This window comes from Roseateles sp. FW305-36 (genome assembly GCF_058787015.1).
Window position 1 is genome coordinate 292,458 of record NZ_JBYSZK010000007.1, and the last position, 25,045, is coordinate 317,502.

A 25,045-nucleotide genomic window follows, 5' to 3' on the forward strand; every position below is an offset into this window, starting at 1 on the left:
CCGGGTCAGGAACTCACCCCGGCATAGCGCTCGGCGCAGCGCTGCTGCTCCTGCGGCGACCGGGCCGCGCCGAAGCCGAAGCCCGACCAGCGATAGGCGAGGGTGCGCCGGCTGGTCGAGCCGGCACCGCCCAGGAAGGACTGGTCGGCATGCAGGGCGCAGAGCAGGTCGCCGCCTTCGCCCGGCAGCACGACGGCGTCGATCAGCGGATAGGCCAGTGCCGTGCCGCGCCACTGCGCCAGCAGGCCCGACGCGCGCACCGCATAGACATAGGGCCGCGGCGCCACGCGACCGTCGAGGTCGGAGGCATGGTCCTCCAGCACCAGCAGCGAGGGTGGCAAGCCGGGCGCAAGCCGGATGCTGGCGATGCGCCGGATGACCCGCGCGGCCTCGACCTTCAGGCGCCGCCCCTGCGACCACAGCTCGAGGCGGATGCCCTCTGCCACGCCTATGCCCGAGGGCTGGGCTCGCAGCTGCACGCCGTCGAACACCAGGCCGGGCCGCGTCGGCACGCTGCAGGCCGGCCTCACGGGCGGCTGCGCGGCGGCCTGGGGAAAGGAGGTGCCTTCCGGCGTGCGCGAGGCCCGCCCTTCGCAAGCCAGCCCGGCCTCGCCCCATTCGCAGCGGGCCATCAGGCCCTGGCGCGTGATGGGGTATTTCTGGTCGAACACGTGATTGCCCAGCGAGAAGAACACCGGCCGCCCGTCGACGCAGGCCGGCGCCTGCACGACATGGGGGTGATGGCCCACCACCACGTCGGCCCCCTGCGCCATCAGCGTCTGGGCCTCGCGGAACTGCACCTCGTCGGGCCAGTCCTGCAGCTCCGTGCCCCAGTGGACGTAGGCGATGCTGGCGTCGCTCAGCGCACGCGCCGTGTCCAGCTTCTGCTCGAGCGCGATGTCCAGCGGCGCGAAGCCGCCGGCCGCATCGGCCACGCGCGAGAAGCTGACGATGCCGACACGGTGCTCGCCCACCTGCAGGAAGCTCGGACCGTCGGCAAGGCTCAGGCCCAGCAGGCCGGCCGCGGCGACGGCCTGTCGCGTCCTCTGCCGACCTGGCGGGCCCAGGTCGGCCGCATGGTTGTTCTCCAGGCCCAGGGCCGTGAAGCCGGCCTGGCGCGCCAGGTCGAGATGGGCGGCCTCGATGGAGAAGCACAGGGTGGGGCGCACGCAGTCCGATGCCGGCCCCACGGCGCCCTCGAGATTGCCGACGACGACATCGCCCGCGTCGAAAAGGCGGCGCCATGCCGCCGGCCCCTTGTGCGCCAGCTCCTCCGCCACACGTCGCGACAGCAGCACGTCGCCCGTCATCACGAGAGCTGGCTCGGCCCGCACGGCACTCGCCAGCATCAGGGCCGCGCCGAACAGCCAGGCGCGCATGGTCAACGCGGCGTCGTCGACATCGGCTGCGCCGGGCCGGCCGACGGCAGCAGATAGGGCTTCAACCAGTCCGGTCGCGCCTGCGTGGTCACCCGCTTGCGCCACTCCTCGTCGGTCAGCACGCCACCGCTGGCGAACTCGTAATAGGAATAGGCCGCCCCCTTGACGATCTGGCGCCGGCCATGAAAGGGCACGACCTGCTGCCACTCCAGCGGCTCGCCGACGGCCACCAGCAGCCGGCCGCTGGGGCCGTTCGCGACGTCGGCCACCTTGGGCACGTCTTCGGGCACGACCAGGCCATAGGGCTCGGCCTCGCTGCCGCGCTTGCTCTGGGCGCTCTTGAAGACCAGGAAGTTGTGCTCCACGGCACCGCCGACCTGCATGATGAGGGCGTACTCCTCGTCGTCGAGCAGCTTGCCGGCGGCCTGCTTGCGCGCCATGGCCTCGAAGCGCAGCACGAGGTCGCGGGAGTCGACAAGGCGCTGCTTGTAGCCCTCGCGCAGCTGGCGCGCAGCGGGCGTCTTCCAGTTCAGGGCGATGCCGTCGAAGGCCTGGGCGGCCCGGTCGAACAGGCCGGCGATGGCCTTGAAGGTCGGTGCGTCGGGTTCGACATAGCCGCGTGGCGGGCGCTGGATCATGAACTCGAAGGTCGGCCCGCCCTCGCCGCCCTCGGCGCCGGCCTGGTCGTTCACGAGCAGGGTGCTGTGGCGCAGCGTCGCCCAGGACGCCAGCCCCGTCTGCAGCCGCTTGGCCGCCCACAGGCCGTCGGACCTCGGGCTGCCAGGGAAGCTCGGCTTGTTCGCCCACTGCACGCCGAGGGCCTGCAGCCAGGCGTGATACAGGCCATCCTTCAGTTCGGGCGTGTCGCGCTTGGCCAGGGCGTAGGAGCGCAGGCGCTGCAATTGCTGGCGGTAGTTGGGCTGCGCCCGGATCTCCGGCTCCAGCAGCTTCAACGCGAGGTCGCTGCCCATGACGACGGCCAGGTCCAGGCCCGAGGGCAGCATGCGGTTGACCTGCTCGTCCGACGGTGCATCGGCGTGCAAGACGACCCGGTCGAACACCTCGTTGTCCAGGCCCCAGGCCAGCGGGAACAGCTTGGCCTCGAGCACGGGCCTGCGCGCATAGCTGGCCAGCGGGGCGCCGTCCTGCCAGACGAGCGGCGCGCGGGCCGCCGCGATGAAGGGCCGGTAGCAGCGGATCCATTCCTGGGCCGCCTGCTGCACCGCCGGCGGCATGCCCTTGAACGCCGCCAGGCTGCGCTCGCTGAAGGGCGCCGACGTCAGATAGCGCATGGCCTGGAAATAGCGGCTGGCCGCCTCGGAGCGCGTGTAGAAGCCGCGCGGCGCCATGCCACCGAAGTCCAGCAGCACGGGGCGGCGCTTGGGATCCCCGAACACGGTCGACGGCTGCGCCCGCCCGGCCTCGATCAGCGCCACCTCGAGATGCTTCACCCGGCCGGCGCGCAGCGCGGCCAGCGCGTCGAAGGCGGCCACCAGCTCGGCCTCCTTGTTCGGCGTGGCGGCCAGATGGCGCTGCACCTCGGCCACCATGCGCCAGAAGGCAGGAATGGCCGACTGGTCCTCGCTGACCGTCAACATGCTCTCGAAGGCCGACGAGAACAGCTCCCAGAACAGGTCGGTGGTGATCAGATAGGGCAGCGGCGCACGGTCCTGGGTGTCGACATAGCGCTCGACGTCGTAGAGGCTGTGCATCTGCGGCATGACGCCCGGCTTCAGCAGCCCCTCGTGCTGCAGCAACGTCGCCAGGGCCTGACGGTCGCGGGTGAAGGCCTCGGCATTGACGACGTCAGCCAGTGGCAGCGCGATGGGCACATAGCGCAGCTCGACGCCGGCCGGCCCCGCCACCGGTCCGACCAGGCCGCGCCCATCGGACGTCGGCCGCGGCCGCGCGGTGAAGCGCTGCTCCGTTGCGATGAAGCGCGCGCCGTAATGCCTGAGGCCGAGGTTGACGCCGTCGACGCCGGCCGCCCAGTGCAGCCAGCCCAGACCGTTGGGCAGGTAGTCCACCTCGCCGACACAGGCGAGGTCGTCACGCAAGGTCGCGCCCTCGCCGCGCCAGCGCCAGTTGTCGCCGACATGGCGCAGGATCTGGAAACAGCCCTTGTCGTCCTGCAGGGCCAGTTCGCCACCGCCGGGATGGGCCGCCACGGGACGCGCCGCCCCCTGGCCCTGGAACACCTCGGTGCCCTCCTCCAGGCCGCCGAGAAAGCTGGAGGGGCCCAGCACCTGCAGGGCCCTGGGCGTGGCGAACATCGTGTACAGGCCACGGCCGTCCTCGCGCACCGTCTGCACCGCCATGCCGGCTTCGGTCTGCACCGAAAAATAGAGGCGATAGCCCACCGACCCGCCCTCCATCGCCGAGGTGAAGCGGCGCGGCACCACCAGGACGTCGGCGAGAGGCTGCTTGCTGGTCGCGAGAAGCGACGGTGCCCACTTCGAGCCGGGGAAGCGCTGCCCCAGCAGTTGCCAGACCGTGCCGCGACGCGCGCTGACGAAAAGCTCTGGCTGCTCGGGGTGGAAGGCCAGCCCGGAGACGTCGACGTCGGCTGGCAGCGGCAGCTCCTGGGCCTGGTCGGGCTCGCGGACATCCCAGCTGATGAGCCGCTGGCGGGCGCCTTCGCTGACCACCACGGCCACCACCGGGGCCAGCGGCGACACCGCCCAGGCCTTGATCTGTTCATTGGCACCGAGCTTGAGGCTGGCGGGCGACGCCGGCGCGGCCGCCACGACCGGTTCCGGCGTGCTCTTGAGCCAGTCCAGGTCAGCCTCGCCAGCCACGGCCTGCATGCCGGCCAGCAGGGCCCAGCCCCCCACGGCCAGGCCGTGAAACCTCTTCTTCATCGCGCCCCCTGCGTCGTCTTTGCGCAAATCATAGGCACGAAAAAAAGCCGCCCCGGAGGGCGGCTTCGTGACTGCCGCAGCAGTGGATCACTTGTGATAGGCCGTCTCGCCGTGCGACGAGATGTCCAGGCCTTCGCGCTCTTCCTCTTCGGTGACGCGCAGGCCGATGGTCATGTCCACCAGCTTGTAGGCCACCAGGGAGACGATGCCCGACCAGACGATGGTCACGCCGACGGCCTTGGCCTGGATGATGAACTGGCTGGCGATGGAGTAGGCCTCCGGCGTGGTCATGCCGGCGGTGACCCAATCGGCCACGGTGCTCGGGCCGCCCAGGGCCGGGCTGTTGAACACACCGGTCAGCAGGGCGCCGACGATACCGCCCACGCCGTGCACGCCGAACACGTCCAGCGAGTCGTCCTTGCCGAGCAGCTTCTTCAGGCCCGTCACGCCCCACAGGCAGGCGAAGCCGGCGACGATGCCGATGACCAGGCCACCACCGATGCCGACGTTGCCGGCGGCGGGCGTGATGGCCACGAGGCCGGCGACGGCACCCGAGGCAGCACCCAGCATGGAAGCCTTGCCCTTGAGCAGCGCTTCACCCACGCACCAGGCCAGCACGGCGGCAGCCGTGGCGGCGAAGGTGTTGATGAAGGCCAGGGCGGCGAAGCCGTTGGCTTCCAGCGCGGAGCCGGCGTTGAAGCCGAACCAGCCCACCCACAGCAGCGCGGCACCGACCATGGTCAGCGTCAGGCTGTGGGGCGTGAACTGCTCCTTGCCGTAGCCGACGCGCTTGCCGACCATGATGGCGCCCACCAGGCCCGCGACGGCGGCGTTGATGTGCACCACCGTGCCGCCGGCGAAGTCCAGCGCGCCCCATTGCCAGATCAGGCCAGCCTTGGCGTTCATCGCGTCAACGACTTCCTTGCCCGTATAGGCATCCGGACCCATCCAGAACCACACCATATGGGCGATCGGCAGATAGCTGAAGGTGAACCACAGCGTCAGGAAGGCCAGGCAGGCGGAGAACTTGATGCGCTCGGCGAAGGCGCCGACGATCAGGCAGGCGGTGATGCCGGCGAAGGTGGCCTGGAAGGCGGCGAACACCATCTCGTACATCGGCACACCCTTGCTGAAGGTGCCGCCGGTGGCGAAGGTGCCTGCGACGTTGTCCCAGATGCCCTTCATGAAGAGGCGATCGGTGCCGCCGATGAAGGCATTGCCCTCGGTGAAGGCGAAGCTGTAGCCGTACAGCACCCACAGCACGACGATCAGCGAGAAGCCGACCATGACCTGCATCAGCACCGACAGCATGTTCTTGCTGCGCACCAGGCCGCCGTAGAACAGCGCCAGGCCCGGCACCGTCATCATGATGACGAGCAGGGTGGACAGCAGCATCCAGGCGGTGTCGCCCTTGTTCGGCACGGGGGCCGGTGCCGAGGCGGCTTCAGCCGGTGCAGAGGCCGCCGCAGCAGCGGGGGCGGAGGCGGCATCGGCCGCAGGAGCGGTGGCCGTGGCCGCCGCAGCAACGGGCGCCGAGGCGGCCGGATCCTGGGCCCAGGCGGCCGGCGCCAGCAGGCCGGCAGCGAGCGCGAGCCCGGCAAGGATTTTCTTCATTTGAATGGTCTCCAACGGGTGGTGGTGCGACGCTTCAGAGCGCGTCATTGCCGGTTTCGCCGGTGCGGATGCGTACGACCTGATCCAGCGGCGACACGAAAATCTTGCCGTCACCGATCTTGCCGGTGCGGGCGGAGGACTCGATGGCCTCGATGACGCGCTCGACGACGTCGTCATTCACGGCCGCTTCGATCTTGACCTTGGGCAGGAAGTCGACGACGTACTCGGCGCCGCGGTACAGCTCGGTGTGGCCCTTCTGGCGGCCGAAGCCCTTGACCTCGGTGACCGTCAGGCCCTGCACGCCGATGGCGCTCAGGGCCTCACGCACCTCGTCGAGCTTGAAAGGCTTGATGACGGCAGTGATCAGTTTCATGTCGCTCTCCAATGAGTTCTTAGAAAGTCTTCTTCAGGCCGACCACGAGCATGGTCTTGCCCAGGTCCTTGCCGTTGGGGCTCAGATAACCCTTGGCATCGGTGCCGATGACGCCGCCGCTGACGACCAGGCCCGAGAAGTCCTTGGCCAGGGTCAGGGAGTAGTCGGTGTAGGAGGCACCGGAGTTGCGCTTGACGGTCTGGTGGCCGACGTGGGGCGACAGGGTCATGCCGTCACCGAGGTCGAAGTTGGCCGTCACGTCGAAGTAGCCGGAGTTCTTGCTGTCGGCGAAGCCGAACAGATTGGTCGCGCTGTGCGAGTACTTGGCCGTCACCGGGCCGAAGCTCAGGGCGCCGTAGAGCTCGAAGGTGTTGGCGCTGGGGTGGAGCTTGTTGCTGGGGTAGAGGTACTGCAGCACGCCGACGTCCAGCGTCAGGCCCTTGGCCACTTCGGTCTTGTAGCCGCCGTAGAGGTCGATCTCGACCTGGCCGTCGCCGCCGGCGTCCTTGATCCACTTGATGGTGGAGGCCCAGGTGCCGACGTAGAAGCCGTTCGGGGCGGCGTAGTCGATGCCGCCCTGCAGGGCCGGCTTCAGGCGGCTCTGGGAGATGCCGCGGTAGCGGTATTCGCTGACGGCGCCGACGTTGAACGACAGGGGGTCCGGCGCCGGCTCATCGGCGAACGCGGGCAGGGCGACCGCGGACAGCGCGAGTGCGATCAGCGAAGGGGACAACTTCATGGCGGAGCTCCTGAGTAGAAAGAAAGTGGGTGGGAATACGGTCCGCCGGGGTATTTGCAGCTTCCGTGCCAAGGGTCACGCCTTGTCACACTGCACGGATCTGGGCTGGCGGCGCCCCCAACTCAGGCATTTGCACCAAACTGGATCCCAAGCATGAAGGAGGAGGCACTCATATGGTGCATTCCTGGGAGAAGCACTGGGCCGACTCGCGCCGGACCGGCGGCTAGACTGGTCCGCCACCCCTGGGAGCCTCTCGATGCCGGAGCCGTCCGCCACCCCGCCCGCCCCCACGCCGAGCCCGGCCTGAGCCGATGAGCCTCGCCATCGTCCACAGCCGCGCCCTCGATGGCCTGGCCGCCGCGCCGGTCACCGTCGAGGTCCATCTGGCCAACGGACTGCCGTCCTTCACCGTCGTCGGCCTGGCCGACACCGAGGTCAAGGAAGCCCGCGAGCGGGTGCGTGCGGCACTGCAGAACAGCGGGCTGTCATTCCCGGCCAACAAGCGCATCACGGTCAATCTCGCACCGGCCGACCTGCCCAAGGAGGGCGGGCGCTTCGACCTGCCCATGGCCCTGGGCCTGCTCGCGGCCAACGGCCAGATCGATGCGGCCCGGCTGGTGGGCTACGAGTGCGCCGGTGAACTGTCGCTGGCGGGCGAGTTGCGCGCCGTGCGCGGCGCCCTGGCCATGGCCCTGGCACTGCGCCAGGACGGTGCAAATGGCGAGATCCGGCGCGAACTGCTGCTGCCCGAAGCCAGCGCTGCCGAGGCCGCCCTGGTCGACGGCCTGGTGGTCAGGCAGGCCCGCCATCTGCTCGACGTCGTGGCGGCCCTGCAGCCCGGGGGCGAGACCCTGCCGCGCGCCACCGCCCTGCCCCGCGAGGCGGCGCGCGGCCTGCCCGACATCGCCGACATCAAGGGCCAGGCCGCGCCGAAGCGCGCGCTGGAGATTGCCGCGGCCGGCGGGCACAGCCTGCTGATGGTGGGTCCGCCCGGCACCGGCAAGTCCATGCTGGCCCAGCGCCTGGCCGGCCTGCTGCCCCCGCTGGACGACGAAGCGGCCCTTGAATCGGCCGCCGTCCTCAGCCTGGCCGGACAGTTCGACGTCGAGCGCTGGGGCCAGCGCCCGCTGCGCTCGCCCCATCACTCGGCCTCCAGCGTGGCCCTGGTGGGCGGCGGCTCGCCGCCGCGGCCGGGCGAGATCTCACTGGCCCAGCATGGCGTGCTCTTCCTCGACGAACTGCCCGAGTTCCCGAGGGCGGCGTTGGAGGCCCTTCGCGAGCCGCTGGAGACCGGCCGCATCCTGATCTCCCGCGCCGCGCGCCAGGCCGAATTCCCGGCCCGCTTCCAGTTGATCGCCGCCATGAACCCCTGCCCCTGTGGTCATCTGGGCAGCCCGCTGAAGGCCTGCCGCTGCACGCCCGACCAGGTCTCGCGCTACCAAGGTCGGCTCAGCGGCCCCTTCCTCGACCGCCTCGACCTGCTCATCGAAGTGCCCGCCATCCCACCCCGCGAGCTGCAGGACCTGGCGCCCGGTGAAGCCAGCGCCGCCGTCGCCGAGCGCGTCGCCGCGGCGCGCCAACGGGCGCTGGCACGCCAGGGCATGGCCAACGCCCAGCTGCAGGCTCAGGACCTCAATGAGCACGCCGTGCTGGAGCCGACCGCCAAGGCCCTGCTGGAGCGCTCGGCGGAGCGCCTGGGCTGGTCGGCGCGCGGCTTCCACCGCGTGCTGCGCGTCGCCCGCACGGTGGCCGACCTGGCCGCGGCCGCATCGATCGCCAGCCCCCACGTCGCCGAGGCCATCCAGTTGCGCCGCGGCCTGCCCGGCCAGGCGGGCTGAGATGCGCCCGCTGCAACTCACCCTCGCGACGCTGCTGGCCCTGTCGGCTGCCTCTTCCGCGCTGGCCGCCACCATCAGCATCGCCATGCCCAGCGGCCCAGTCTCGCTGCCGCTGACGGTGGCCGTCGAGCAGCGCCTCTTCCAGGCCGAAGGCCTGGACGTCGTCCGCATCCCCTGCACCAGCGGCAAGGCCTGCCTGGCCGCCCTGCGGTCCGGCGCCGCCGACATCGCCGCCAGCGCCGAGTTCGCCGTCGCGATGACGGCGACCCAGACGCCCTCCGTCGCCATCCTCGCGTCCATCGGCGAATCCACCGCCCAGATCAAGCTCATCGCCAGCCGCCGGGCCGGCGTGCGGCAAGGCCCCGACATGTCGGGCAAGCGCATCGCCACGGTCGCCGGCACTTCGGCCGAATATTTCCTCGATCGCTGGCTGACCTACCAGGGCATCGACCCGGACCGCGTCAAGCTGAGCTTCGCCGAGCCCGGCGCCCTGGGTGACCTGGTCCTGCAGGGCAAGGCCGCCGCCGCCGTCGTCTGGGAGCCGGAAGCGGGCCGCATCGAGGACAAGCTCGCCGCCGATGCGGTGCGCCTGCCGTCGGCCCATGTCTACACCCAGCACTTCTGCATCGTGGCCCAGGCACGCGCGGTCGAACGGGACCGGCCCCGCTTCGAGAAGGTCTTGCGGGCCCTGCTGCGGGCCCAGCGTTTCATCGCGGACGCACCTGCCGAGGCCCAGGCCATCCTCGCGGCCAGCCTGAAGGTCGGCGTGCCGGTGGCGCAGAGGCTGATGGCCGAACAGGACTACCGGATCGCCCTGCACACCTCGCTGCCCACGACCATGCTCAGCCAGATCCGCTGGCAGCTGGGCCAGGACAACAAGTCCGGCGAGCCGCCGCCCTCGGTGCAGCAACTGATCGACGCGCGCCTGCTGCAGGCCCTCGCGCCCGGCGCGGTCACCCTCGCCCGCTGAAAGCCTCTCCGCAAGGACGCAGCCATGTGGACTCCGCGCCTGAAACCCGCTTCGCTGCTGCTGGCCGTCTGGCTGGCAGGCAGCGCGGCGGCCGCCCCGCTGACGGTCGCGGTGTCGCGGTCGCCGCATTCCCTGCCGGTGTTCGTCGCGCTCGCGGACGGGCTCTTCGAAGCCGAAGGCCTGGAGGTCAAGGCCGTCGAGGCGCCCAGCGGCCGGCGCTGCCTGAAGTTGATGGCCGAGGGTCGCGCCGACGTCGGTACCGCCGCCGAAACCGCCATCGTCTTCGAGTCCTTCGAGCGCACCGACTTCGCCGTCATCGCCACCTTCTCCAGCACCACCAGCGACGTCGAGCTGGTGGCCCGCCGCGCCGCCGGCGTCAAGGTGCCTGCCGACCTCGTCGGCAAGCGTGTGGGCGTCGTCAAGGGCACCTCGGCGCAGTACTTCCTGGACAGCTTCCTGCTCAACAACAACGTCGACCCGCAAAGCATCGTGCAGGTCCCCATCCAGCCCGATGCGGCGTTGAATGCCATGGCCACGGGCCAGGTCGACGCCGTCGCGGTCTTCCAGCCCTTCGCCTACGCCACCGCCCACAGCCCGCGCGTAGACGGCGTGGTGCTGAGCGAATCGGGCGACTACAAGCAGACCTTCAACCTCGTCGCGCAGAACAGCGTGTTGAAGACACGGCGCAGCGACGTCGAGCGCTTCCTGCGCGCCATCCACCGCGCCAACGAATCCATCCGTGCCCAGCCGCGCCGGGCCGAGGCCATCTTCGTCGCCCGCCTCGCCGTCGAGCCCAGCTTCGCCGCCTGGTCCATGCAGCGCACGCATGCGCTGCTGGCGCTGGAAGAAGGCCTGCTGCGAACCCTGCAGCTGCAGGCCAACTGGGCGCTGCGCGAAGGCTATGCGACCGGCAGCAAGCCGGCCGACTACCGCGTGATGATCGACGCCGCGCCGCTGCGCGCCGTTCTGCCCAACGCCGTGGGCCTGGCGCGTTGAGACCGGGACGGTCATGAAGATCCGCACCCTCTTCGTCGCCGCGGGCAGCATCGCCCTGCTGCTGAGTGCGCTGGCCATCGGTGCGATGTGGAAGGCCACGCAGGAGGAAGCCCGGGCGGAGGCCCAGCAGCAGCGTGCCCAGCAGGTGGCGCGCGACGTCGCCGGCCTGGTCGGCGCGACCTATGTGTTCCAGCGCGAACGCGACGAACTGTCGGTCTCGGAATGGAAGACCTGGCATGCCAACATCTCCCGCGAACTGGCCGCCGCCGAGTCGCAGCGCGGCTCGCAGGCGGAACTGGAACTGCTCAAGGACGCGGTCTCCCGCCTCCCCAGCCTGTTCGAGCGCGCGCTGAAGACCTCCAGCGCGCCGGCCAGCGACTTCGAGCGGCGCCGCCGCGACCAGGCCTTCGATCTGCTGCTGGCTGACGCGCAAGCCATGGCGGACGCCGCCTTCCGCTGGTCGCGCAACGCGGGCCAGGCGCGCCGGACGGCGGAGGACGTGCATGAGCAGGTCACCATGGCCGCCGTCGCCACCTTCGGCCTGCTGCTGCTGGCCCTCGCCATCGTCGCCGTGCACCGCGTGCTCCGGCCGCTGGCGCGGCTCACGGAGGCGACCGAGGCTCTGGAGCGCGGCGAGCAGGTGCCGCTGTTCGACAGCACGACGCGCGACGAGATCGGCACGTTGAAGCGGCGCTTCGACGCCATGAGCATCGCACTGCAGCGCCGCACCGACGAGCTGCGCGAGGCCGAGAGGCGCATGCGCGAGATCACCGACAACGTCCCGGCAGTCATCTCGCACTTCGACCGCGAGCTGCGCGCCGACTTCGGCAACCTGGCCGTCGAGAAGACCATGCGGCGGCCCGTCAAGGAATTGATGGGGCAGACCTTCCAGCAGATCCGCGGCGAGGCGGTCTGGCAGATCGCCAAGCCCTATATCGAAGGGGTGCTGCGCGGCGAGCCGCAGCAGTTCGAATCCTACGTCAGGCATGGCGACGACACGCGCTTCTTCGCGCAGAAATACGTGCCGGACTTCGATGCCCAGGGCGAGATCCGCGGCTTCTATTCCGTCTCCTTCGACATCACCGAGCGCCGCCGGGCCGAGGAGAAGCTGGCCGAAAGCGAGAAGCGGCTGCGCGACATCGCCGACAACCTGCCGGTCATGATTTCGTACATCGACAAGGACGAGCGCCTGCTCTTCCTCAACGAGACCTTCAGCAGGTGGACGGGCCTGGATCACCGCGCCACCATCGGCAAGACAGTGGCCGAGGCGATTCCGGCGCCGCTTTACGAGCAGCGCCGCGAACCGCTGGCGCGCGCGCTGGCCGGCGAGCGGGTCGAGTTCCATCTCGAATCCCTGGCCCTGGGCGTGGCCCGCTCCCTGCACAACCTCTATCTGCCGGACATCGCGCCTGACGGATCGGTGCGCGGCCTGTATGCGCTGAGCACCGACGTCACCGAGCACCGGCGTTTCGAGCGCCAGCTCGCCGAGTTGGCCCGTACCGACGCCCTCACCGGCCTGCCCAACCGCTACAGCTTCAACGAGCAGCTGGCGGCCGTCATCAAGCGCGCCCACCGGGCCCAGAGCTTCACGGCCCTGCTGTTCCTGGACATCGACCAGTTCAAGCTCATCAACGACGGCCATGGCCACGGCGTCGGCGACGAGGTGCTGCGCGAGTTCGCGCGACGCCTGCTCGGCCTGGTGCGCGGCACGGACTTCGTCGGCCGGCTGGCGGGCGATGAATTCGTCGTCGTGCTGGAGGGCCTGCGCGCCGCCACGGAGGCCGAAATCGTGGCCGGCAAGATCATCGAGGCCGTCAACCAGCCCTTCGTGATGTCGGTCGGCCCCCTGGCCGTGGGCACCAGCATCGGCGTTGCCGTGCACCCGCGCGATGAGCTCGGTGGCGAGGAACTGCTGGGCCGCGCCGACCAGGCCCTCTATCTGGCCAAGGGCGCGGGGCGCAACCAGTACCGGGTGCACACCGGCTAGCGCCGCCTCAGCCCGTGACGATGGGACGCAGCGCGTCCAGCTCGTCGATGATGAAATCGAAGAAGGCCGCGATGCGCGGCGTGTGGCGCAGCTCGACGCGGGTCAGCAGCCGCCAGATGCGGGTCAGCTCGGGCACGGGACCGAACAGGCGCACGAGGTCGGCATCGCCATCGCCCAGGGGCATGGGCAGGGGCGCGATGCCGACACCCGCCTTGACCGAATACAGCATGCCCAGCACGCTGTTGTTGCGCGCCGCCAGCGTGGCGTCGGGCGCGACCTGGCGCAGCCATTGCGACACGCGGTGCTGGGGCAGCGAATCGTCGAAGCCGACCAGGGCGTAGCGGCCCAGTTCGTCCAGGCTCTGTGGACGCCCATGGGCTTCGACATAGGCGCGGCTGGCGTAGACACCCCAGAAGGAATCGCCCACCTTGCGGCCGACGAGCTCGCCGTCCTCGGTGTCGCCGGAGCGCAGCGCGATGTCGGCCTCTCCTTTGGCCAGGTCGATGTAGCGGTCACTCATGACCCATTCGACGCGCAGGCCCGGATGCTTGGCATGGAAACGCTCCAGCAGCTGTGATCGGGTGATGCGCTGGGCCAGCGGCTCGGGGCAGGTGACGCGGATGACGCCGACGACGTCGTCGCGGCGTGCCAGCACCTGCTGCTCCACTTCCTGCACCGCCGCGGCCACGCGCTCGACCGCCGGCAGCAGGGCGCGGGCGTAGTCGGTCAGCTGGTAGCCCTGGGCCTCGCGCCTGACCAGGGTCTGGCCGACGCGTCGCTCCAGTTCCTGCAGCCGGCGCTGCACCGTCGTCGCGCTGACATCCAGCGCCCGGGCCACGGCCAGGGTGCTGCCGTGGCGGGCCAGCGCATGCAGGTATCGGAGGTCGTCCCAATCGAACATGGGGGATGCAGAAAGGAAGGGGCGGGGTGCAGTTTCGCGGCTTCCGCTGGGCGAGCGCGAACCCTAGGCTGAAGCCATCCCAACCCAGGAGATCGCGATGAAGAAATCCCTGCTGCTGGCTTCGGCCGCCCTGCTCGCCGGCGCCACCCAGGCCGAAGTGCTGCTCGGCAACCTCGACCAGCCCTCGCGGGCGACCAGCGAACTGAGCGCGCAGTTCTGGGCCGCGCAGAGCTTCACGACCGATGCGTCCGCTCACGGCCTGCTGTCCATCGACGCCCTGCTCAACGTTCACCTGCGCCAGCCCGGCACGGTCTTCGTCGCCGAGCTGCATGCCGATGGTGGCGCCAGCGGTATCGGCAGCCTGCTGACGAGCTTCAGCTTCGCGGCCCTGCCTCAAGCCCTGCCTACGACTGTCCGGCTGCTGCCTGACAGCGCGGCCCTGCTGCAACCCGGCCAGACCTACTGGCTGGTCATCGGTGAGCACTTCAGCAGCGACGACCGCGAATACCTGGGCTGGACCTATGCCCAGGGCAATGCCAGCAAGGGGCCGGGCCATTTCGGCGCCTTCGGCTTCTCGACCGACGGCGGCGCGAGCTGGACGGCGTCGACCTTCGACACGCCCAACCCCTTCCAGATGGCGGTCAACGTGTCCGCCGTGCCCGAGCCCGCGGCCTGGGCGCTGCTGACGGCCGGCCTGGGCCTGATCGCACTGCGCCGGAGGCCGGCATGAGTGCCCGCGAGCAATGGGATGCCGCCGCCGCCGGCTGGGATGCCTTCACGCCGGCCCTGCATGCCTGGCTGGCCGCGCCGACCCAGGCCTTGCTGGCCATGGCCGGCATCGCATCCGGCAGCCGCGTGCTGGACGTGGCCGCCGGCGCGGGCGACCAGACCCTGGACGTCGCCCGGCGCGTCGGCGCCAGCGGGTTCGTGCTGGCGACCGACGTGTCACCCGTCATCCTCGAACACGCCCGACGGCGCGCGGCCGGCCTGTCCCAGGTCTCGACGCGGGTGGCCGACGCCGAGGCGCTGCCGGCCGATCTGGTCGACTTCGACGCCGCCATCTGCCGCCTGGGACTGATGCTGATGGCCGAGCCGCTGGCGGCCCTGCGCGGCATGCGGCGCTCGTTGCGCGAGGGCGGCGGTGTCTGCGCCCTGGTCTTCGGCGCACCGGCGCGCAACCCGGCGGTGGCCCTGCTGATGAAGGCGGCCTGCGAACACGCCGGCCTGCCCCTGCCCGATCCCGCACGGCCCGGCGGCCTGTTCAGCCTGGGTGAGGCGCGGCGCCTCGATGCGCTGTTCGAACAGGCCGGCTTTCGCGAGATCGCGACGACGGCCATCGACGCCCCCTTCCATTGGGCGTCGGCCCGGCACTACCTGGACTTCGTGAGGGCGTCGGCCAGCCCGGTGCTGGTGCTGCTGTCGCGGTTGGACGCAGCCGCTCAGCTAGCCGCCTGGGACGACATGGCACAACGGCTAACGGCCTTCGAGACGGCCGCTGGTTTCACCGCACCGCATGAGCTGCTGCTCACCGCGGCGCGGCGCTGAATCAGGCCCGCGTGAACCCGTTCTCCGTCAGCCTGACCTCGTCGCCGACGCGCAGACCCGGGTCGGCGCTGCGCTCGAAGCGACGCAGGCGACCATCGCCTTCACGCACCTGGACGACCCAGACGGTGTAGGTCTTCTGGTTCTTCTCGATCTCGTTGCCGGCATAGCCGCCGCCGACGGCACCGGCCACGGTGGCGAGCTTGCGGCCATTGCCGCCGCCCACCATATTGCCCAGCAGGCCGCCGACGACGGCACCGCCCACGGCACCCACGCCGCTGGCCTTGCCGTGGCGCGACTCGGTGTGCACGTCAGTCACCCGGCCGCAGCTCGAGCACAGGGCCGGCGCGGCCTGGGTTTCAACCGGGGCCGGCTGGGCCGTGGAGCGCACGGGGTCGGCGCTGGCCAGACGTTGCGGCTGGGCGCTGGTCTGCGGCTGCGTCGCCCCGGCCACCGGCTCGGGGCTATCGGTGTGCGAACGCCCCACGGCATAGGCGCCGCCGAGCAGCGCCAGCACGACGGCGACGCCGGCGACGATCTGGGTGGACTTGACGGGAAGGGTGGGGGTCGACATGGGGCCTCCTGGCGTTGATATGACCCGCAGGATGCCGCCCCGGCGCGACCCGCCCTGTAGGACGGAGCCGCTTCAGCCTAGGGATGTCGACCTAACCCAACAGCGGCGCCAGCGCGCGGCGCGCCTGCTCTTCACTGAGGCCGCAGCGGGCGGCCCAGTCGGCGAGCTGGTCGTCGCCGATGCGGCCGACATTGAAGTAGGCCGCGTCGGGATGGGCCAGGTAGAAGCCGCTGACGCTGGCAGCCGGCGTCATCGCCATGCTGTCGGTCAGGCCCATGCCGATCTCTTCCGGACCCAGCACCTTGAACAGATCGCGCTTGGCAAGGTGATCCGGGCAGGCCGGATAGCCGGGCGCGGGGCGGATGCCCTGGTATTTCTCGGCGATGAGAGCTTCGTTGCTCAGGGCTTCGGCGGGCGCATAGCCCCAGAACTCGCGGCGCACGCGCTCGTGCAGCCATTCGGCGGCCGCTTCGGCGAGGCGATCCGCCAGGGCCTTGAGCATGATGGCCGAGTAGTCGTCGTGTGTCGCGAGGAAGTCGGCTTCCTTCTTGTCGACGCCCAGGCCCGCCGTCACGGCGAACAGGCCGACGTGGTCGCCCTGCTCCGCCACGAAGTCCGACAGGCAACGATTCGGTCGCTTCACGCCATCGACGACCGGGCGCTCCGATTGCATGCGCAGGCCGCGCCAGGTCATGGGCGGCTCGCTGCGGATGGCGATGTCGTCCTCGTTGACGCGCGCCGCCGGGTAGAGACCGAAGACGGCATGGGCCTGCAGCCAGCGGCCGTCGATGATCTTCTTCAGCATCGCCTGGGCGTCGGCGAAGACCTTGCGCGCCTCGGTGCCGACGACGGCGTCGTCGAGGATGGCCGGGTAGGGACCGGCCAGGTCCCAGGTCTGGAAGTAGGGCCCCCAGTCGATGTAGCGGGCCAGCTCGGCGAGGTCGAGGTTCTTCAGCACGCGGCGGCCGGTGAACTTCGGCGCGGGTGCAACGCGGTTCAGGTCCAGCACCGCCTTGTTGGCGCGCGCCTGCTCCAGCGTGACCAGCGGCGTCTGCTTCTTGCTGGCGTGCAGCCGGCGGGTCTTCTCGATGTCGGCGCGCAGCTCGGCGATATAGGCCGCGGCGCGCTCATCGCTGAGCAGTTCGGTGCACACGCCCACGGCGCGTGACGCATCCGGCACATAGACGACCGGCCCTTCGTAATGCGGCGAGATCTTGACGGCGGTGTGCACGCGGCTGGTCGTTGCGCCGCCGATCAGCAGCGGCATGTGGCGCGAGGCGAAGTAGTCGTCGCGCTGCATCTCGGCGGCGACATGCTGCATCTCCTCGAGGCTGGGCGTGATCAGGCCGGACAGGCCGATGATGTCGGCGCCCTCTTCCTTGGCTTTGCGCAGGATGTCCTGGGCCGGCACCATGACGCCCATGTTGACGACCTCGTAGTTGTTGCACTGCAGGACCACCGTGACGATGTTCTTGCCGATGTCGTGCACATCGCCCTTGACGGTGGCCATGACGATCTTGCCCTTGGGCTTGACGTCGCCGCCGGCGGCTTCGAGCTGGCGCTTCTCTTCCTCGATGTAGGGCACGAGATGGGCCACGGCGCTCTTCATCACGCGGGCGCTCTTGACCACCTGGGGCAGGAACATCTTGCCCTGGCCGAACAGGTCGCCCACGATGTTCATGCCGGCCATCAGCGGGCCTTCGATGACATGCAGCGGCCGGCCGCCACCGGCCTTGATGGCCTGCCAGGCCTCCTCGGTGTCGTCGACGATGAAGTCGGTGATGCCGTGCACCAGCGCATGCGACAGCCGCGCGTTCACGTCACCGGCACGCCAGGCCAGGCGGGCCGAGTCGTCCTTGCCGGCGCTCTTGGCGCGGTCGGCGATCTCGATGAGGCGCTCGCCGGCGTCGGGGCGACGGTTCAGCACCACGTCCTCGACGCGCTCGCGCAGCTCGGCATCGAGGTCGTCATAGACGCCCACCATGCCGGCGTTGACGATGCCCATGTCCATGCCCGCCTGGATGGCGTGGTACAGGAAGACGGTGTGGATGGCTTCGCGCACCGGCTCGTTGCCGCGGAAGCTGAAGGAGACGTTGGACACGCCGCCCGAGACCTTGGCGCCGGGCAGGTTCTTCTTGATCCAGCGCGTGGCCTCGATGAAGTCCACGGCGTAGTTGTCGTGCTCCTCGATGCCCGTCGCGATGGCGAAGATGTTGGGGTCGAAGATGATGTCCTCGGGCGGGAAGTCCACCTCGTCGACGAGGAAGCGGTAGGCCCGCTCGCAGATCTCGGTCTTGCGCGCGAAGGTGTCGGCCTGGCCCTTCTCGTCGAAGGCCATCACGACCGCGGCCGCGCCGTAGCGCTTGACCAGCTTGGCCTGGCGCTTGAATTCCGCCTCGCCTTCCTTCAGCGAGATGGAGTTGACGATGCCCTTGCCCTGGATGCATTTCAGGCCGGCCTCGATGACCGCCCATTTGGACGAGTCGATCATGATGGGCACGCGCGCGATCTCGGGCTCGCCGGCGATCAGGTTCAGGAAGCGCACCATGGCCGCCTGGCTGTCCAGCATGGCCTCGTCCATGTTGATGTCGATGACCTGGGCGCCGTTCTCGACCTGCTGGCGCGCGACGGCCAGCGCCTCCTCGAACTGACCGGCCAGGATCATGCGGGCGAAGGCCTTGGAGCCGGTGACGTTGGTGCGCTCGCCGATGTTGACGAACAGGCTGCCGGCGTCGATGGCGACGGGCTCGAGGCCGGAGAGTTTGAGGGCTGGAGGCGAAAGGGGGGCGGTCATCGATGGCGGCTCAAGCAGAGGATCGATGAGCGCCGTTTCGGTCAATCCGAGCCTGGCAGGCTGGAAAACCCGTCGCAGCGCTCCTCGGATGGGCGGGAATTCTACGCAGCACCCCCTTCGTCAACACTCAAGCTTGGCTTGTTCGTGCCGAAGCGCACGGAGAATGCCTCAATCCATGGCCTCAGACCTCATCCCCCTTCCAGCCCGCACGCTGCGGCTGGGCATGACCCTGCCCTATGACCTGTTCGACGCCAACGGCAAGCTGCTGTTCGCGCGCGGCCAGGTGCTGCGCGACTCGCCGCTGGTGCGCAGCCTCGTCGAGGGCGGCGCCTGGGTGAACTCCGAGGACACCCTCGAGTACCAGCGCGCCCTGGCCCACCGGCTGGACACCATGGTCATGCAGGACGTGTCGCTGTCCGACATCGCCAAGGCCGATGGCAGCTTCCGGCTCGAGGCCCCGGCACCCACCAAGGTCGAGCTCGGCCCGCGCGAGGCCTGGTCGGACCTGCTGCTGCACCTCCACAGCCTGCTGCGCGAGGCCGAGCCGGCGGACTTCGCGGCCCGCCTCGGCCAACTGCGCGACGCGGCCCTGAAGCGCCTGCACGCCCACCCCGATGCCACGCTGATGCTGCTGGTCTTCGAGAGCAGCCAGGAATTCGGCGACTACAGCGCCCGCCATGCCCTGCTGACCCTGCTGGTCTGCGACCTGGTCGCCCAGCAGCTGCAGTTGGCGCCCGAGCTGCGCACCGCCCTGCAAGGCGCGGCGTTGACGATGAACTATGGCGCCACGGCGGCCCACGACCGCATGGCGGCTCAGGCCGACGCCGCCACGCCAGCCCAGCGCCAGGCCCTGGCCGCCCATGGCGACCGCGCCGCCCAGCGCCTGGCCCAGGTCGGCGTCAACGACCCCGTCTGGCTGACCGCCGTGCGCCTGCATCACGAGGCCGGCCCCGGCCCGCTGGGCAGCCGCGGCGACGGCGAGAAGCTGGCTCGCCTGCTGCGCCGCATCGACCTCTTCGGTGCCCGCCTGTCGCCGCGCCGCAGCCGCCAGGCCATGAGCGGTGCCGCGGCGGCCCGCGCCGTCTTCCTCGACGAACTCGGCCAGCCCGACGAGGCCGGCGCCGCCCTGATCAAGACCGTCGGCCTCTACCCGCCGGGCAGCATCGTGCGCTTGGCCAATGGCGAGGTCGGCCTGGTCTTCAAGCGCGGCTTCAGCGCCAACGAGCCGCTCGTCGCCGCCCTGATCGGCAAGAGCGGCAGCCCGCTGAGCAACCCGGTGCCGCGCGACACGCGCCTGGCGGCCCAGGCCATCACCGCCAGCCTGGCGCCGGCGGAATTCAAGCTGCGGGTGAACCTTGAGGCGCTTCTGAAGCTCTGAGCGTTCGGCGATTCCGACGCACAAGGGCGGCCCGCGGGCCGCCCTTGCTCATTCGGGGACTTGCATTCGCCCGACTGTGCATATATTCTGTGTATACACATTATGCACAGCAGTCTTTTCATATCCCAGACGGACGCCCGGCCGATGTATCTGCAGATCGTCGAGCAGATCCGTCAGCGCGTGGCCGCCGGGGATTGGCCGGCGGGACAGGAATTGCCCTCCATCCGCGCGCTGGCGGCCGACCTGCGGGTCAGCGTCATCACCGTCAAGCGCGCCTACCTGGACCTGGAATCCGAGGGCGTCATCGTGACCCGACACGGCAAGGGCTCCTTCGTGGCCGACGCGCAAGGCCTGGCCAAGGACATGCGACTGGCCCAGCTCGACACCCATCTCGCCGCCGCTGGCGAGATCGCACGTTCGCTGGCCATGCCAGAGCCCGAACTGATTGAACGACTGCGCAGCGCGCTGAACACCGAGGAGCACGAGCAATGAGCGCAAGGGCCATCGACATGAAAGGCGTGCGCAAGGCGTTCCGCTTCTTCACGCTGGAAGACGTCTCCCTCGAGCTCGAGCAGGGCCAGATCATGGGCCTGGTCGGCCCCAACGGCGCCGGCAAGAGCACCACCATCCGGCTGCTGATGGGCCTGCTGACGCCCGATGCCGGCAGCATCCGACTGCTCGGCCACGAGATGCCGCGCCGCCAGGCCGTGGCCAAGGCCGACGTCGGCTTCGTCAGCGACGACATGAAGCTGCTGCCGCAGGCGACGCTGGCCTGGCATATGGACTTCGTCGCCTCCATCTACCCCGGCTGGGACGCGGCCTACGCCGCCAGGCTGATGAAGCGCTTTGGCCTGCATGCGGCGCAGACGGCCAGGCACCTGTCCACCGGCGAGCAGGCCAAGGCCCTGCTGCTGCTGGCCCTGGCCCGCCGTCCGCGCTTGCTGGTGCTGGACGAACCCACGGCCGGCATGGACCCGGTCGCACGGCAAGAGCTGCTGACCGAGTTCATGGACGTGCTGCGTGACGACAGCCGCTCCATCCTGTTCTCGTCACACAACACGCTGGACGTCGAGCGCATTTCCGACCGCATCAGCTTCATCGACCGCGGTCGCGTCGTCGCGTCGGACAACAAGGAGGATTTCCTTGAACGCTGGCGCACGCTGCGTTTGCGGCTGCCGGAAGGTGCCCCCGATTGGCAGCTGCCCGAGATCGTCCACCGCGATGTGGACGGCCCCAACATCACGCTGACGGTTGACGGCTTCAGCGACGACTTCCTGGCCCGCCTCGGCGCACCCGTGCAGGAGATGCACCGCATGAGCCTGGAAGAGGTCTTTGTCGCCACCGTCATGCACAGCCGGGAGGCACGGCCCTCATGAACCTGCTCACGCGCAAGCTCATCGCCAAGGAGCTTCACCTCTTCCGCTGGCTGCTGGTCGGCGCCACGGCCGCCGGCTTCGCGGGCCTGCTGAGTGCGGCCTCGGGCGAGGTGGGCTTCAACGTCGGCTTCATCGTCTGGCTGACGGCCATCATCGCCCTGGGCGTCATGCTCGCGCTGTTCGGCGTCGCCCAGGAGCGCAAGGAGCGCTCGCTGCTGTTCGTGCTCAGCCTGCCGCTTTCTCCAGGTGACTACGTGCGCGCCAAGCTGCTGGGCCTGCTCGCCTGCTTCCTGCTGCCCTGGGGCCTGCTGAGCGCCGGCGCGCTGGGCCTCATCCTCGTCATGCCGGGCATCCCGGACGGCCTGCTCCCATATGCACTGCTGCTGTGCGTCTTCCTGCTGCTGAACTTCTCGATGGTGCTGTGCGGCGCGCTGCACATCGCCTCCGAAGCCGGCATGGGCGGACTGATCATCCTGACCAATATGTCCATCTCGCTGTTCATGATGGGCGTCGGCCGCATCCCCGCCATCGGCCAGTACACCCAGGCCGCTGCCCCGGTCTGGAATGCCGCGTTCTGGCAGCTGCTCGCTGCCGAGCTGGCCCTGACCCTGCTGACCCTCTCCCTGCCCCTGTTCATCGCCGCCAGACGGCGTGACTTCCTGTGAGAAGGCATGAACGAACCCCTCACACCCGCTCGTCCCGCCGCAACGCCGCCACTCGGCGTTGCAAATGCTCGCCGTAGCACGGGCTACGGCTCCGCTTTGCGCCTTGATTGGCGCCGCCGCGACGGTCCGCTCGGCCGCGCGGAGTCCGTCCACACCTTCTAGGAGTTCCCATGCACACCCAACCCAACGGCGAGAGGCTGCACGCCCTCGACGCAGTGCGGAGCTTTGCCCTTTTGCTGGGCGTGGCCTTCCACGCGACGCTGTCCTTCATCCCCGGCATGCCGCCCGGCCTCTGGGCCATGGTCGACAACTCGCCCAGCCCTTTCCTGGCCGACGCGAGCTTCGTGGCCCACAGCTTGCGCATGACGCTGTTCTTCTTCATCGCCGGCTTCTTCGCGCGGCTGCTGCATCAGCGGCTGGGCACGAAAGGCTTCTGGGTCAACCGCGGCAAGCGCATCGCCGTACCCCTGGTGGTGGGCTGGATGCTGATCTTCCCGGCCATCGCCGCGGTCTGGTATTTCGGCATGCAGAAGGTCTTCCACGGCGCGCCGCCGACCATGCCGGCGCTGCCCAAGACGCCGGGCGCCTTTCCGCTGACGCATCTGTGGTTCCTCTACCAGCTGCTGTGGCTGTATGCCGGGGCGCTGCTGATTCGCAGCCTCGTCGTGCGGCTGGATGCCAGCCAGAAGCTGCGTGGCCTGGCCGATCGCATCACCGTCGGCGCCCTGCGCTGGCCCGCGGGCGCGCTGCTGCTGGGCCTGCCGCTGGCCTCCGCCCTGCTGTCGCTGCCGACGTGGCTGCCCGTGATGGGCATTCCCACGCCCGACCAGTCGCTGATCCCGCAGCTGCCCGCCACGGTCGGCTACGGCACGGCCTTCGTGTTCGGCTGGCTGGTGCAGCGCGCCCCGGAGGCACTGGCCGCGATGCGTTCGCGTTGGATACTGCATCTGGCCCTGGCCGCCGCGTCGTCGGCCGTCTGCCTCTACATCCTGAAGACCCAGCCCATGTTCGGCATGCCCGAGCAACCGAAGCTGATCTTCACGCTGGCCTTCGTCGCCTCGGCCTGGGCCTGGAGCTTTGCCGTCACCGGCGCCGCGCTGCGCTACCTGTCCGGCCATCGCCCGGCGGTGCGCTATGTGGCCGATGCGTCCTACTGGATCTATCTCGTCCACCTGCCCGTCGTCGCGGCCCTGCAGGTCTGGGTCGGCGACTGGCCCCTGCATTGGAGCCTGAAGTACCCCTTCATCGTCGCCGTCAGCCTGGCCCTGCTGCTGTTGAGCTATCACTGGCTGGTGCGGCCGACGCCGCTCGGCAAGCTGCTCAACGGCAAGACCTATCCGCGCCGCACGGCAGCCGCAGCGCCGGCCGAGAAGACCGAGTCCCCAAGCGACGTCGTCGCATCGCTGCGCGGCGTGTCAAAGCGCTATGGGAATCTCGAAGCCCTGACCCGCATCGACCTGGACCTGAAGCGCGGTGAGCTGCTCGCCCTGCTCGGCCCCAACGGCGCCGGCAAGTCCACCGCCATCTCACTGTGGCTGGGCTTGAGCGAGGCCGACAGCGGCGTGGTGCGACTGCTCGGTGGCGCACCGACCGAGGTGCAGCAGCGCCTGGGGCTGGGCGTCATGATGCAGGACGTCGAGCTACCCAAGGATCTGAAGGTGCATGAGCTGGTCGCCCTGTCGGCCAGCTATTACGAGCAGCCGATGACGGTGAAGCAGGCGCTGGAACGCTCCGGCATCGTCGAATTGGCCGACCGTCCCTACGGCAAGCTCTCGGGCGGCCAGAAGCGCCAGGTGCAGTTCGCGCTGGCCCTCTGCGGACGGCCGAAAGTGCTGTTCCTGGACGAGCCCACCGTCGGCCTCGACATCCAGGCCCGCGAGGCCATGTGGAACAACATCCGCGGCCTGCTGCGCGAGGGCTGCTCGGTGCTGCTGACCACCCACTATCTGGAAGAAGCCGAAGCCCTCGCCAGCCGCGTCGCCGTGCTCAGCAAGGGCCGCCTGATCGCGTCGGGCAGCGTCGACGAGATGCGCGCCCTGGTCTCGCGCCGCCACATCCGCTGCGACACCACGCTGCCACCGATCGAGGTGCGCCGCTGGGCCGGTGTCGTCGACGTGGCCTGCGACCACAGCCAGCTGTCCATCGTCGCGACCGACGCCGAATCCGTCGTGCGCCGCCTGCTCGCGGCCGACCCCCAGCTCTCGCGCCTGGAAGTGAAACAGGCCGGGCTCAACGATGCCTTCAACGAACTGACACGGGAGGCCGCATGAACACCTTGACCTTGATCCCATCCGCCCAGCCGACGCGCTCCAATCGCGTGATGGCGGCCTACACCACCGAGATCCGCCTGGAGCTGCTGCGCCTGGTGCGCTCGCCGGCCTTCGCGCTGCCGATGTTCGTGCTGCCGGTAGCCCTCTATCTGCTGTTCGCCTTCGCCGTGATGGGCGAGCAGGCCACCAAGGATGCCGACGCGGCGCGCTTCATGTTCGCCGGCTTCTCGCTGATGGCCGTGAGCATGTCGGCCATCTTCGCCACCTGCCCCTCCATCGCCATGGAGCGCGAGTTCGGCCTGCTGACCCTGAAGCGCGCCCAGCCCGCGCCGCCCGGCGCCTGGCTGACGGCCAAGATCGTGGCCGGGGTGGTGACCGGCGTCATCGCCTATCTGCCCATCCTGATCGTCACCGCCGTCAGCGGCCAGGCAGCGTTGAGTGCCGGCCAGTTCGCGGCCATGAGCGCCGTCTTCATCGCCGGCACCATCCCCTTCTGCGCCCTGGGCCTGATGGTGGGGACGCTCGCCAGCGGCTCGTCCGCGCCGGCCTATGCCCATCTCGTCTACCTGCCGGGGCTCTACCTGTCGGGCACTTTCTTCCCCCTGCCCAAGTCCATGCATTTCCAGGCGCCCTTCTGGCCGCATTTCCACCTGAACCAGCTCGTCTTTGCCGCTGGCGGGGTCGACAAATTCCGCTGGATCGCGCCGGAGATGGCGTTTGCGGTGCTGCTGGGCTTCACGCTGCTATGCGGTGGCGTGGCGATGTGGCGTTTGAGCCGCAAAGGCTGA

Annotated in this window: 20 protein-coding genes and 1 riboswitch; of the genes, 12 read left to right on the plus strand and 8 right to left on the minus strand. The window is 69.7% G+C overall.

Annotated elements, in window-relative coordinates:
* Positions 1 to 5: 5 nt before the first annotated feature.
* The 5 genes from AC3WOE_RS15510 to AC3WOE_RS15530 all read right to left on the minus strand — a co-directional run bounded on the left by AC3WOE_RS15510 (position 6) and on the right by AC3WOE_RS15530 (position 6,966).
* Entirely contained in the window at positions 6 to 1,379 is a 1,374-nt protein-coding gene (locus tag AC3WOE_RS15510) for a CapA family protein (protein ID WP_492691619.1), read from the minus strand.
* A gap of 2 nt (positions 1,380 to 1,381) precedes the next feature.
* Positions 1,382 to 4,240 (minus strand): DUF3160 domain-containing protein, encoded by a 2,859-nt coding sequence (locus AC3WOE_RS15515; RefSeq protein ID WP_492691621.1) that lies wholly within the window; start codon positions 4,238 to 4,240, stop codon positions 1,382 to 1,384.
* 87 nt (positions 4,241 to 4,327) lie between these two features.
* The gene (locus tag AC3WOE_RS15520; protein WP_492691622.1) at positions 4,328 to 5,854 is read right to left on the minus strand and encodes an ammonium transporter; all 1,527 of its coding nucleotides are present in this window, start codon (positions 5,852 to 5,854) and stop codon (positions 4,328 to 4,330) included.
* 34 nt (positions 5,855 to 5,888) lie between these two features.
* Positions 5,889 to 6,227 (minus strand): P-II family nitrogen regulator, encoded by a 339-nt coding sequence (glnK, locus tag AC3WOE_RS15525; protein ID WP_056192325.1) that lies wholly within the window; start codon positions 6,225 to 6,227, stop codon positions 5,889 to 5,891.
* 19 nt (positions 6,228 to 6,246) lie between these two features.
* Positions 6,247 to 6,966 carry a TorF family putative porin gene (locus tag AC3WOE_RS15530; protein ID WP_492691623.1) on the minus strand — a complete coding sequence of 240 codons (720 nt, stop codon included), beginning with the start codon at positions 6,964 to 6,966 and terminating at the stop codon, positions 6,247 to 6,249.
* A 311-nt stretch (positions 6,967 to 7,277) separates the two neighbouring features.
* On the opposite strand from AC3WOE_RS15530, the gene AC3WOE_RS15535 reads away from it, so the two are divergent.
* From AC3WOE_RS15535 to AC3WOE_RS15550, 4 genes are read left to right on the plus strand one after another with little or no spacing between them, the layout of a single operon-like run.
* Positions 7,278 to 8,804 (plus strand): YifB family Mg chelatase-like AAA ATPase, encoded by a 1,527-nt coding sequence (locus tag AC3WOE_RS15535; protein WP_492691624.1) that lies wholly within the window; start codon positions 7,278 to 7,280, stop codon positions 8,802 to 8,804.
* 1 nt (position 8,805) lies between these two features.
* Entirely contained in the window at positions 8,806 to 9,774 is a 969-nt protein-coding gene (locus AC3WOE_RS15540) for an ABC transporter substrate-binding protein (protein ID WP_492691625.1), read from the plus strand.
* Positions 9,775 to 9,798: 24 nt separating this feature from the next.
* Entirely contained in the window at positions 9,799 to 10,770 is a 972-nt protein-coding gene (locus tag AC3WOE_RS15545) for an ABC transporter substrate-binding protein (RefSeq protein WP_492691627.1), read from the plus strand.
* A 13-nt stretch (positions 10,771 to 10,783) separates the two neighbouring features.
* Positions 10,784 to 12,757, plus strand: coding sequence for a diguanylate cyclase domain-containing protein (locus AC3WOE_RS15550; RefSeq protein WP_492691628.1), 1,974 nt, complete (start codon positions 10,784 to 10,786; stop codon positions 12,755 to 12,757).
* A gap of 7 nt (positions 12,758 to 12,764) precedes the next feature.
* On the opposite strand, the gene AC3WOE_RS15555 is transcribed toward AC3WOE_RS15550, so the two are convergent.
* Positions 12,765 to 13,658 (minus strand): LysR family transcriptional regulator, encoded by an 894-nt coding sequence (locus AC3WOE_RS15555; protein WP_492691629.1) that lies wholly within the window; start codon positions 13,656 to 13,658, stop codon positions 12,765 to 12,767.
* Positions 13,659 to 13,755: 97 nt separating this feature from the next.
* On the opposite strand from AC3WOE_RS15555, the gene AC3WOE_RS15560 reads away from it, so the two are divergent.
* Together AC3WOE_RS15560 and AC3WOE_RS15565 are read left to right on the plus strand one after the other, a co-directional pair.
* The gene (locus AC3WOE_RS15560; RefSeq protein WP_492691631.1) at positions 13,756 to 14,388 is read left to right on the plus strand and encodes a choice-of-anchor R domain-containing protein; all 633 of its coding nucleotides are present in this window, start codon (positions 13,756 to 13,758) and stop codon (positions 14,386 to 14,388) included.
* Positions 14,385 to 15,203: a class I SAM-dependent methyltransferase gene (locus AC3WOE_RS15565; protein WP_492691632.1), complete on the plus strand. Its 819-nt coding sequence runs from the start codon at positions 14,385 to 14,387 to the stop codon at positions 15,201 to 15,203. Before AC3WOE_RS15560 ends, AC3WOE_RS15565 begins: the two co-directional genes overlap by 4 nt.
* A 1-nt stretch (position 15,204) precedes the next feature.
* Here AC3WOE_RS15565 and AC3WOE_RS15570 read toward each other — a convergent pair whose 3' ends face one another.
* Positions 15,205 to 15,774 carry a glycine zipper 2TM domain-containing protein gene (locus AC3WOE_RS15570; RefSeq protein WP_492691633.1) on the minus strand — a complete coding sequence of 190 codons (570 nt, stop codon included), beginning with the start codon at positions 15,772 to 15,774 and terminating at the stop codon, positions 15,205 to 15,207.
* A gap of 91 nt (positions 15,775 to 15,865) precedes the next feature.
* Positions 15,866 to 18,568: a methionine synthase gene (gene metH / locus AC3WOE_RS15575; protein ID WP_492691635.1), complete on the minus strand. Its 2,703-nt coding sequence runs from the start codon at positions 18,566 to 18,568 to the stop codon at positions 15,866 to 15,868.
* Positions 18,569 to 18,588: 20 nt separating this feature from the next.
* A riboswitch (S-adenosyl-L-homocysteine riboswitch) is annotated at positions 18,589 to 18,660 on the minus strand.
* Between the two features lie 83 nt (positions 18,661 to 18,743).
* Here metH and AC3WOE_RS15580 point away from each other — a divergent pair.
* From AC3WOE_RS15580 to AC3WOE_RS15605, 6 genes are all read left to right on the plus strand, one after another.
* Positions 18,744 to 19,946 carry an HD-GYP domain-containing protein gene (locus tag AC3WOE_RS15580; protein ID WP_492691636.1) on the plus strand — a complete coding sequence of 401 codons (1,203 nt, stop codon included), beginning with the start codon at positions 18,744 to 18,746 and terminating at the stop codon, positions 19,944 to 19,946.
* Positions 19,947 to 20,090: 144 nt separating this feature from the next.
* Complete coding sequence (locus AC3WOE_RS15585; protein WP_492691637.1) at positions 20,091 to 20,438, plus strand: GntR family transcriptional regulator; 348 nt, start codon at positions 20,091 to 20,093, stop codon at positions 20,436 to 20,438.
* A complete protein-coding gene (locus tag AC3WOE_RS15590) occupies positions 20,435 to 21,322 on the plus strand; it encodes an ABC transporter ATP-binding protein (protein ID WP_492691638.1) in 888 nt (295 codons plus the stop codon). The genes AC3WOE_RS15585 and AC3WOE_RS15590 overlap by 4 nt, the downstream gene beginning before the upstream one ends.
* Positions 21,319 to 21,987 carry a hypothetical protein gene (locus AC3WOE_RS15595; protein WP_492691639.1) on the plus strand — a complete coding sequence of 223 codons (669 nt, stop codon included), beginning with the start codon at positions 21,319 to 21,321 and terminating at the stop codon, positions 21,985 to 21,987. Before AC3WOE_RS15590 ends, AC3WOE_RS15595 begins: the two co-directional genes overlap by 4 nt.
* A 170-nt stretch (positions 21,988 to 22,157) precedes the next feature.
* Positions 22,158 to 24,257: an ATP-binding cassette domain-containing protein gene (locus tag AC3WOE_RS15600; RefSeq protein WP_492691641.1), complete on the plus strand. Its 2,100-nt coding sequence runs from the start codon at positions 22,158 to 22,160 to the stop codon at positions 24,255 to 24,257.
* Entirely contained in the window at positions 24,254 to 25,045 is a 792-nt protein-coding gene (locus tag AC3WOE_RS15605; protein ID WP_492691643.1) for an ABC transporter permease, read from the plus strand. The genes AC3WOE_RS15600 and AC3WOE_RS15605 overlap by 4 nt, the downstream gene beginning before the upstream one ends.

What these genes read in the sequence shown, in the direction of transcription:
- AC3WOE_RS15510 (WP_492691619.1), bottom strand. Translation starts at nt 1,379, where the DNA reads ATGCGCGCCTGGCTGTTCGGCGCGGCCCTGATGCTGGCGAGTGCCGTG.
- AC3WOE_RS15515 (WP_492691621.1), bottom strand. Translation starts at nt 4,240, where the DNA reads ATGAAGAAGAGGTTTCACGGCCTGGCCGTGGGGGGCTGGGCCCTGCTG.
- AC3WOE_RS15520 (WP_492691622.1), bottom strand. Translation starts at nt 5,854, where the DNA reads ATGAAGAAAATCCTTGCCGGGCTCGCGCTCGCTGCCGGCCTGCTGGCG.
- glnK (WP_056192325.1), bottom strand. Translation starts at nt 6,227, where the DNA reads ATGAAACTGATCACTGCCGTCATCAAGCCTTTCAAGCTCGACGAGGTG.
- AC3WOE_RS15530 (WP_492691623.1), bottom strand. Translation starts at nt 6,966, where the DNA reads ATGAAGTTGTCCCCTTCGCTGATCGCACTCGCGCTGTCCGCGGTCGCC.
- AC3WOE_RS15535 (WP_492691624.1), top strand. Translation starts at nt 7,278, where the DNA reads ATGAGCCTCGCCATCGTCCACAGCCGCGCCCTCGATGGCCTGGCCGCC.
- AC3WOE_RS15540 (WP_492691625.1), top strand. Translation starts at nt 8,806, where the DNA reads ATGCGCCCGCTGCAACTCACCCTCGCGACGCTGCTGGCCCTGTCGGCT.
- AC3WOE_RS15545 (WP_492691627.1), top strand. Translation starts at nt 9,799, where the DNA reads ATGTGGACTCCGCGCCTGAAACCCGCTTCGCTGCTGCTGGCCGTCTGG.
- AC3WOE_RS15550 (WP_492691628.1), top strand. Translation starts at nt 10,784, where the DNA reads ATGAAGATCCGCACCCTCTTCGTCGCCGCGGGCAGCATCGCCCTGCTG.
- AC3WOE_RS15555 (WP_492691629.1), bottom strand. Translation starts at nt 13,658, where the DNA reads ATGTTCGATTGGGACGACCTCCGATACCTGCATGCGCTGGCCCGCCAC.
- AC3WOE_RS15560 (WP_492691631.1), top strand. Translation starts at nt 13,756, where the DNA reads ATGAAGAAATCCCTGCTGCTGGCTTCGGCCGCCCTGCTCGCCGGCGCC.
- AC3WOE_RS15565 (WP_492691632.1), top strand. Translation starts at nt 14,385, where the DNA reads ATGAGTGCCCGCGAGCAATGGGATGCCGCCGCCGCCGGCTGGGATGCC.
- AC3WOE_RS15570 (WP_492691633.1), bottom strand. Translation starts at nt 15,774, where the DNA reads ATGTCGACCCCCACCCTTCCCGTCAAGTCCACCCAGATCGTCGCCGGC.
- metH (WP_492691635.1), bottom strand. Translation starts at nt 18,568, where the DNA reads ATGACCGCCCCCCTTTCGCCTCCAGCCCTCAAACTCTCCGGCCTCGAG.
- AC3WOE_RS15580 (WP_492691636.1), top strand. Translation starts at nt 18,744, where the DNA reads ATGGCCTCAGACCTCATCCCCCTTCCAGCCCGCACGCTGCGGCTGGGC.
- AC3WOE_RS15585 (WP_492691637.1), top strand. Translation starts at nt 20,091, where the DNA reads ATGTATCTGCAGATCGTCGAGCAGATCCGTCAGCGCGTGGCCGCCGGG.
- AC3WOE_RS15590 (WP_492691638.1), top strand. Translation starts at nt 20,435, where the DNA reads ATGAGCGCAAGGGCCATCGACATGAAAGGCGTGCGCAAGGCGTTCCGC.
- AC3WOE_RS15595 (WP_492691639.1), top strand. Translation starts at nt 21,319, where the DNA reads ATGAACCTGCTCACGCGCAAGCTCATCGCCAAGGAGCTTCACCTCTTC.
- AC3WOE_RS15600 (WP_492691641.1), top strand. Translation starts at nt 22,158, where the DNA reads ATGCACACCCAACCCAACGGCGAGAGGCTGCACGCCCTCGACGCAGTG.
- AC3WOE_RS15605 (WP_492691643.1), top strand. Translation starts at nt 24,254, where the DNA reads ATGAACACCTTGACCTTGATCCCATCCGCCCAGCCGACGCGCTCCAAT.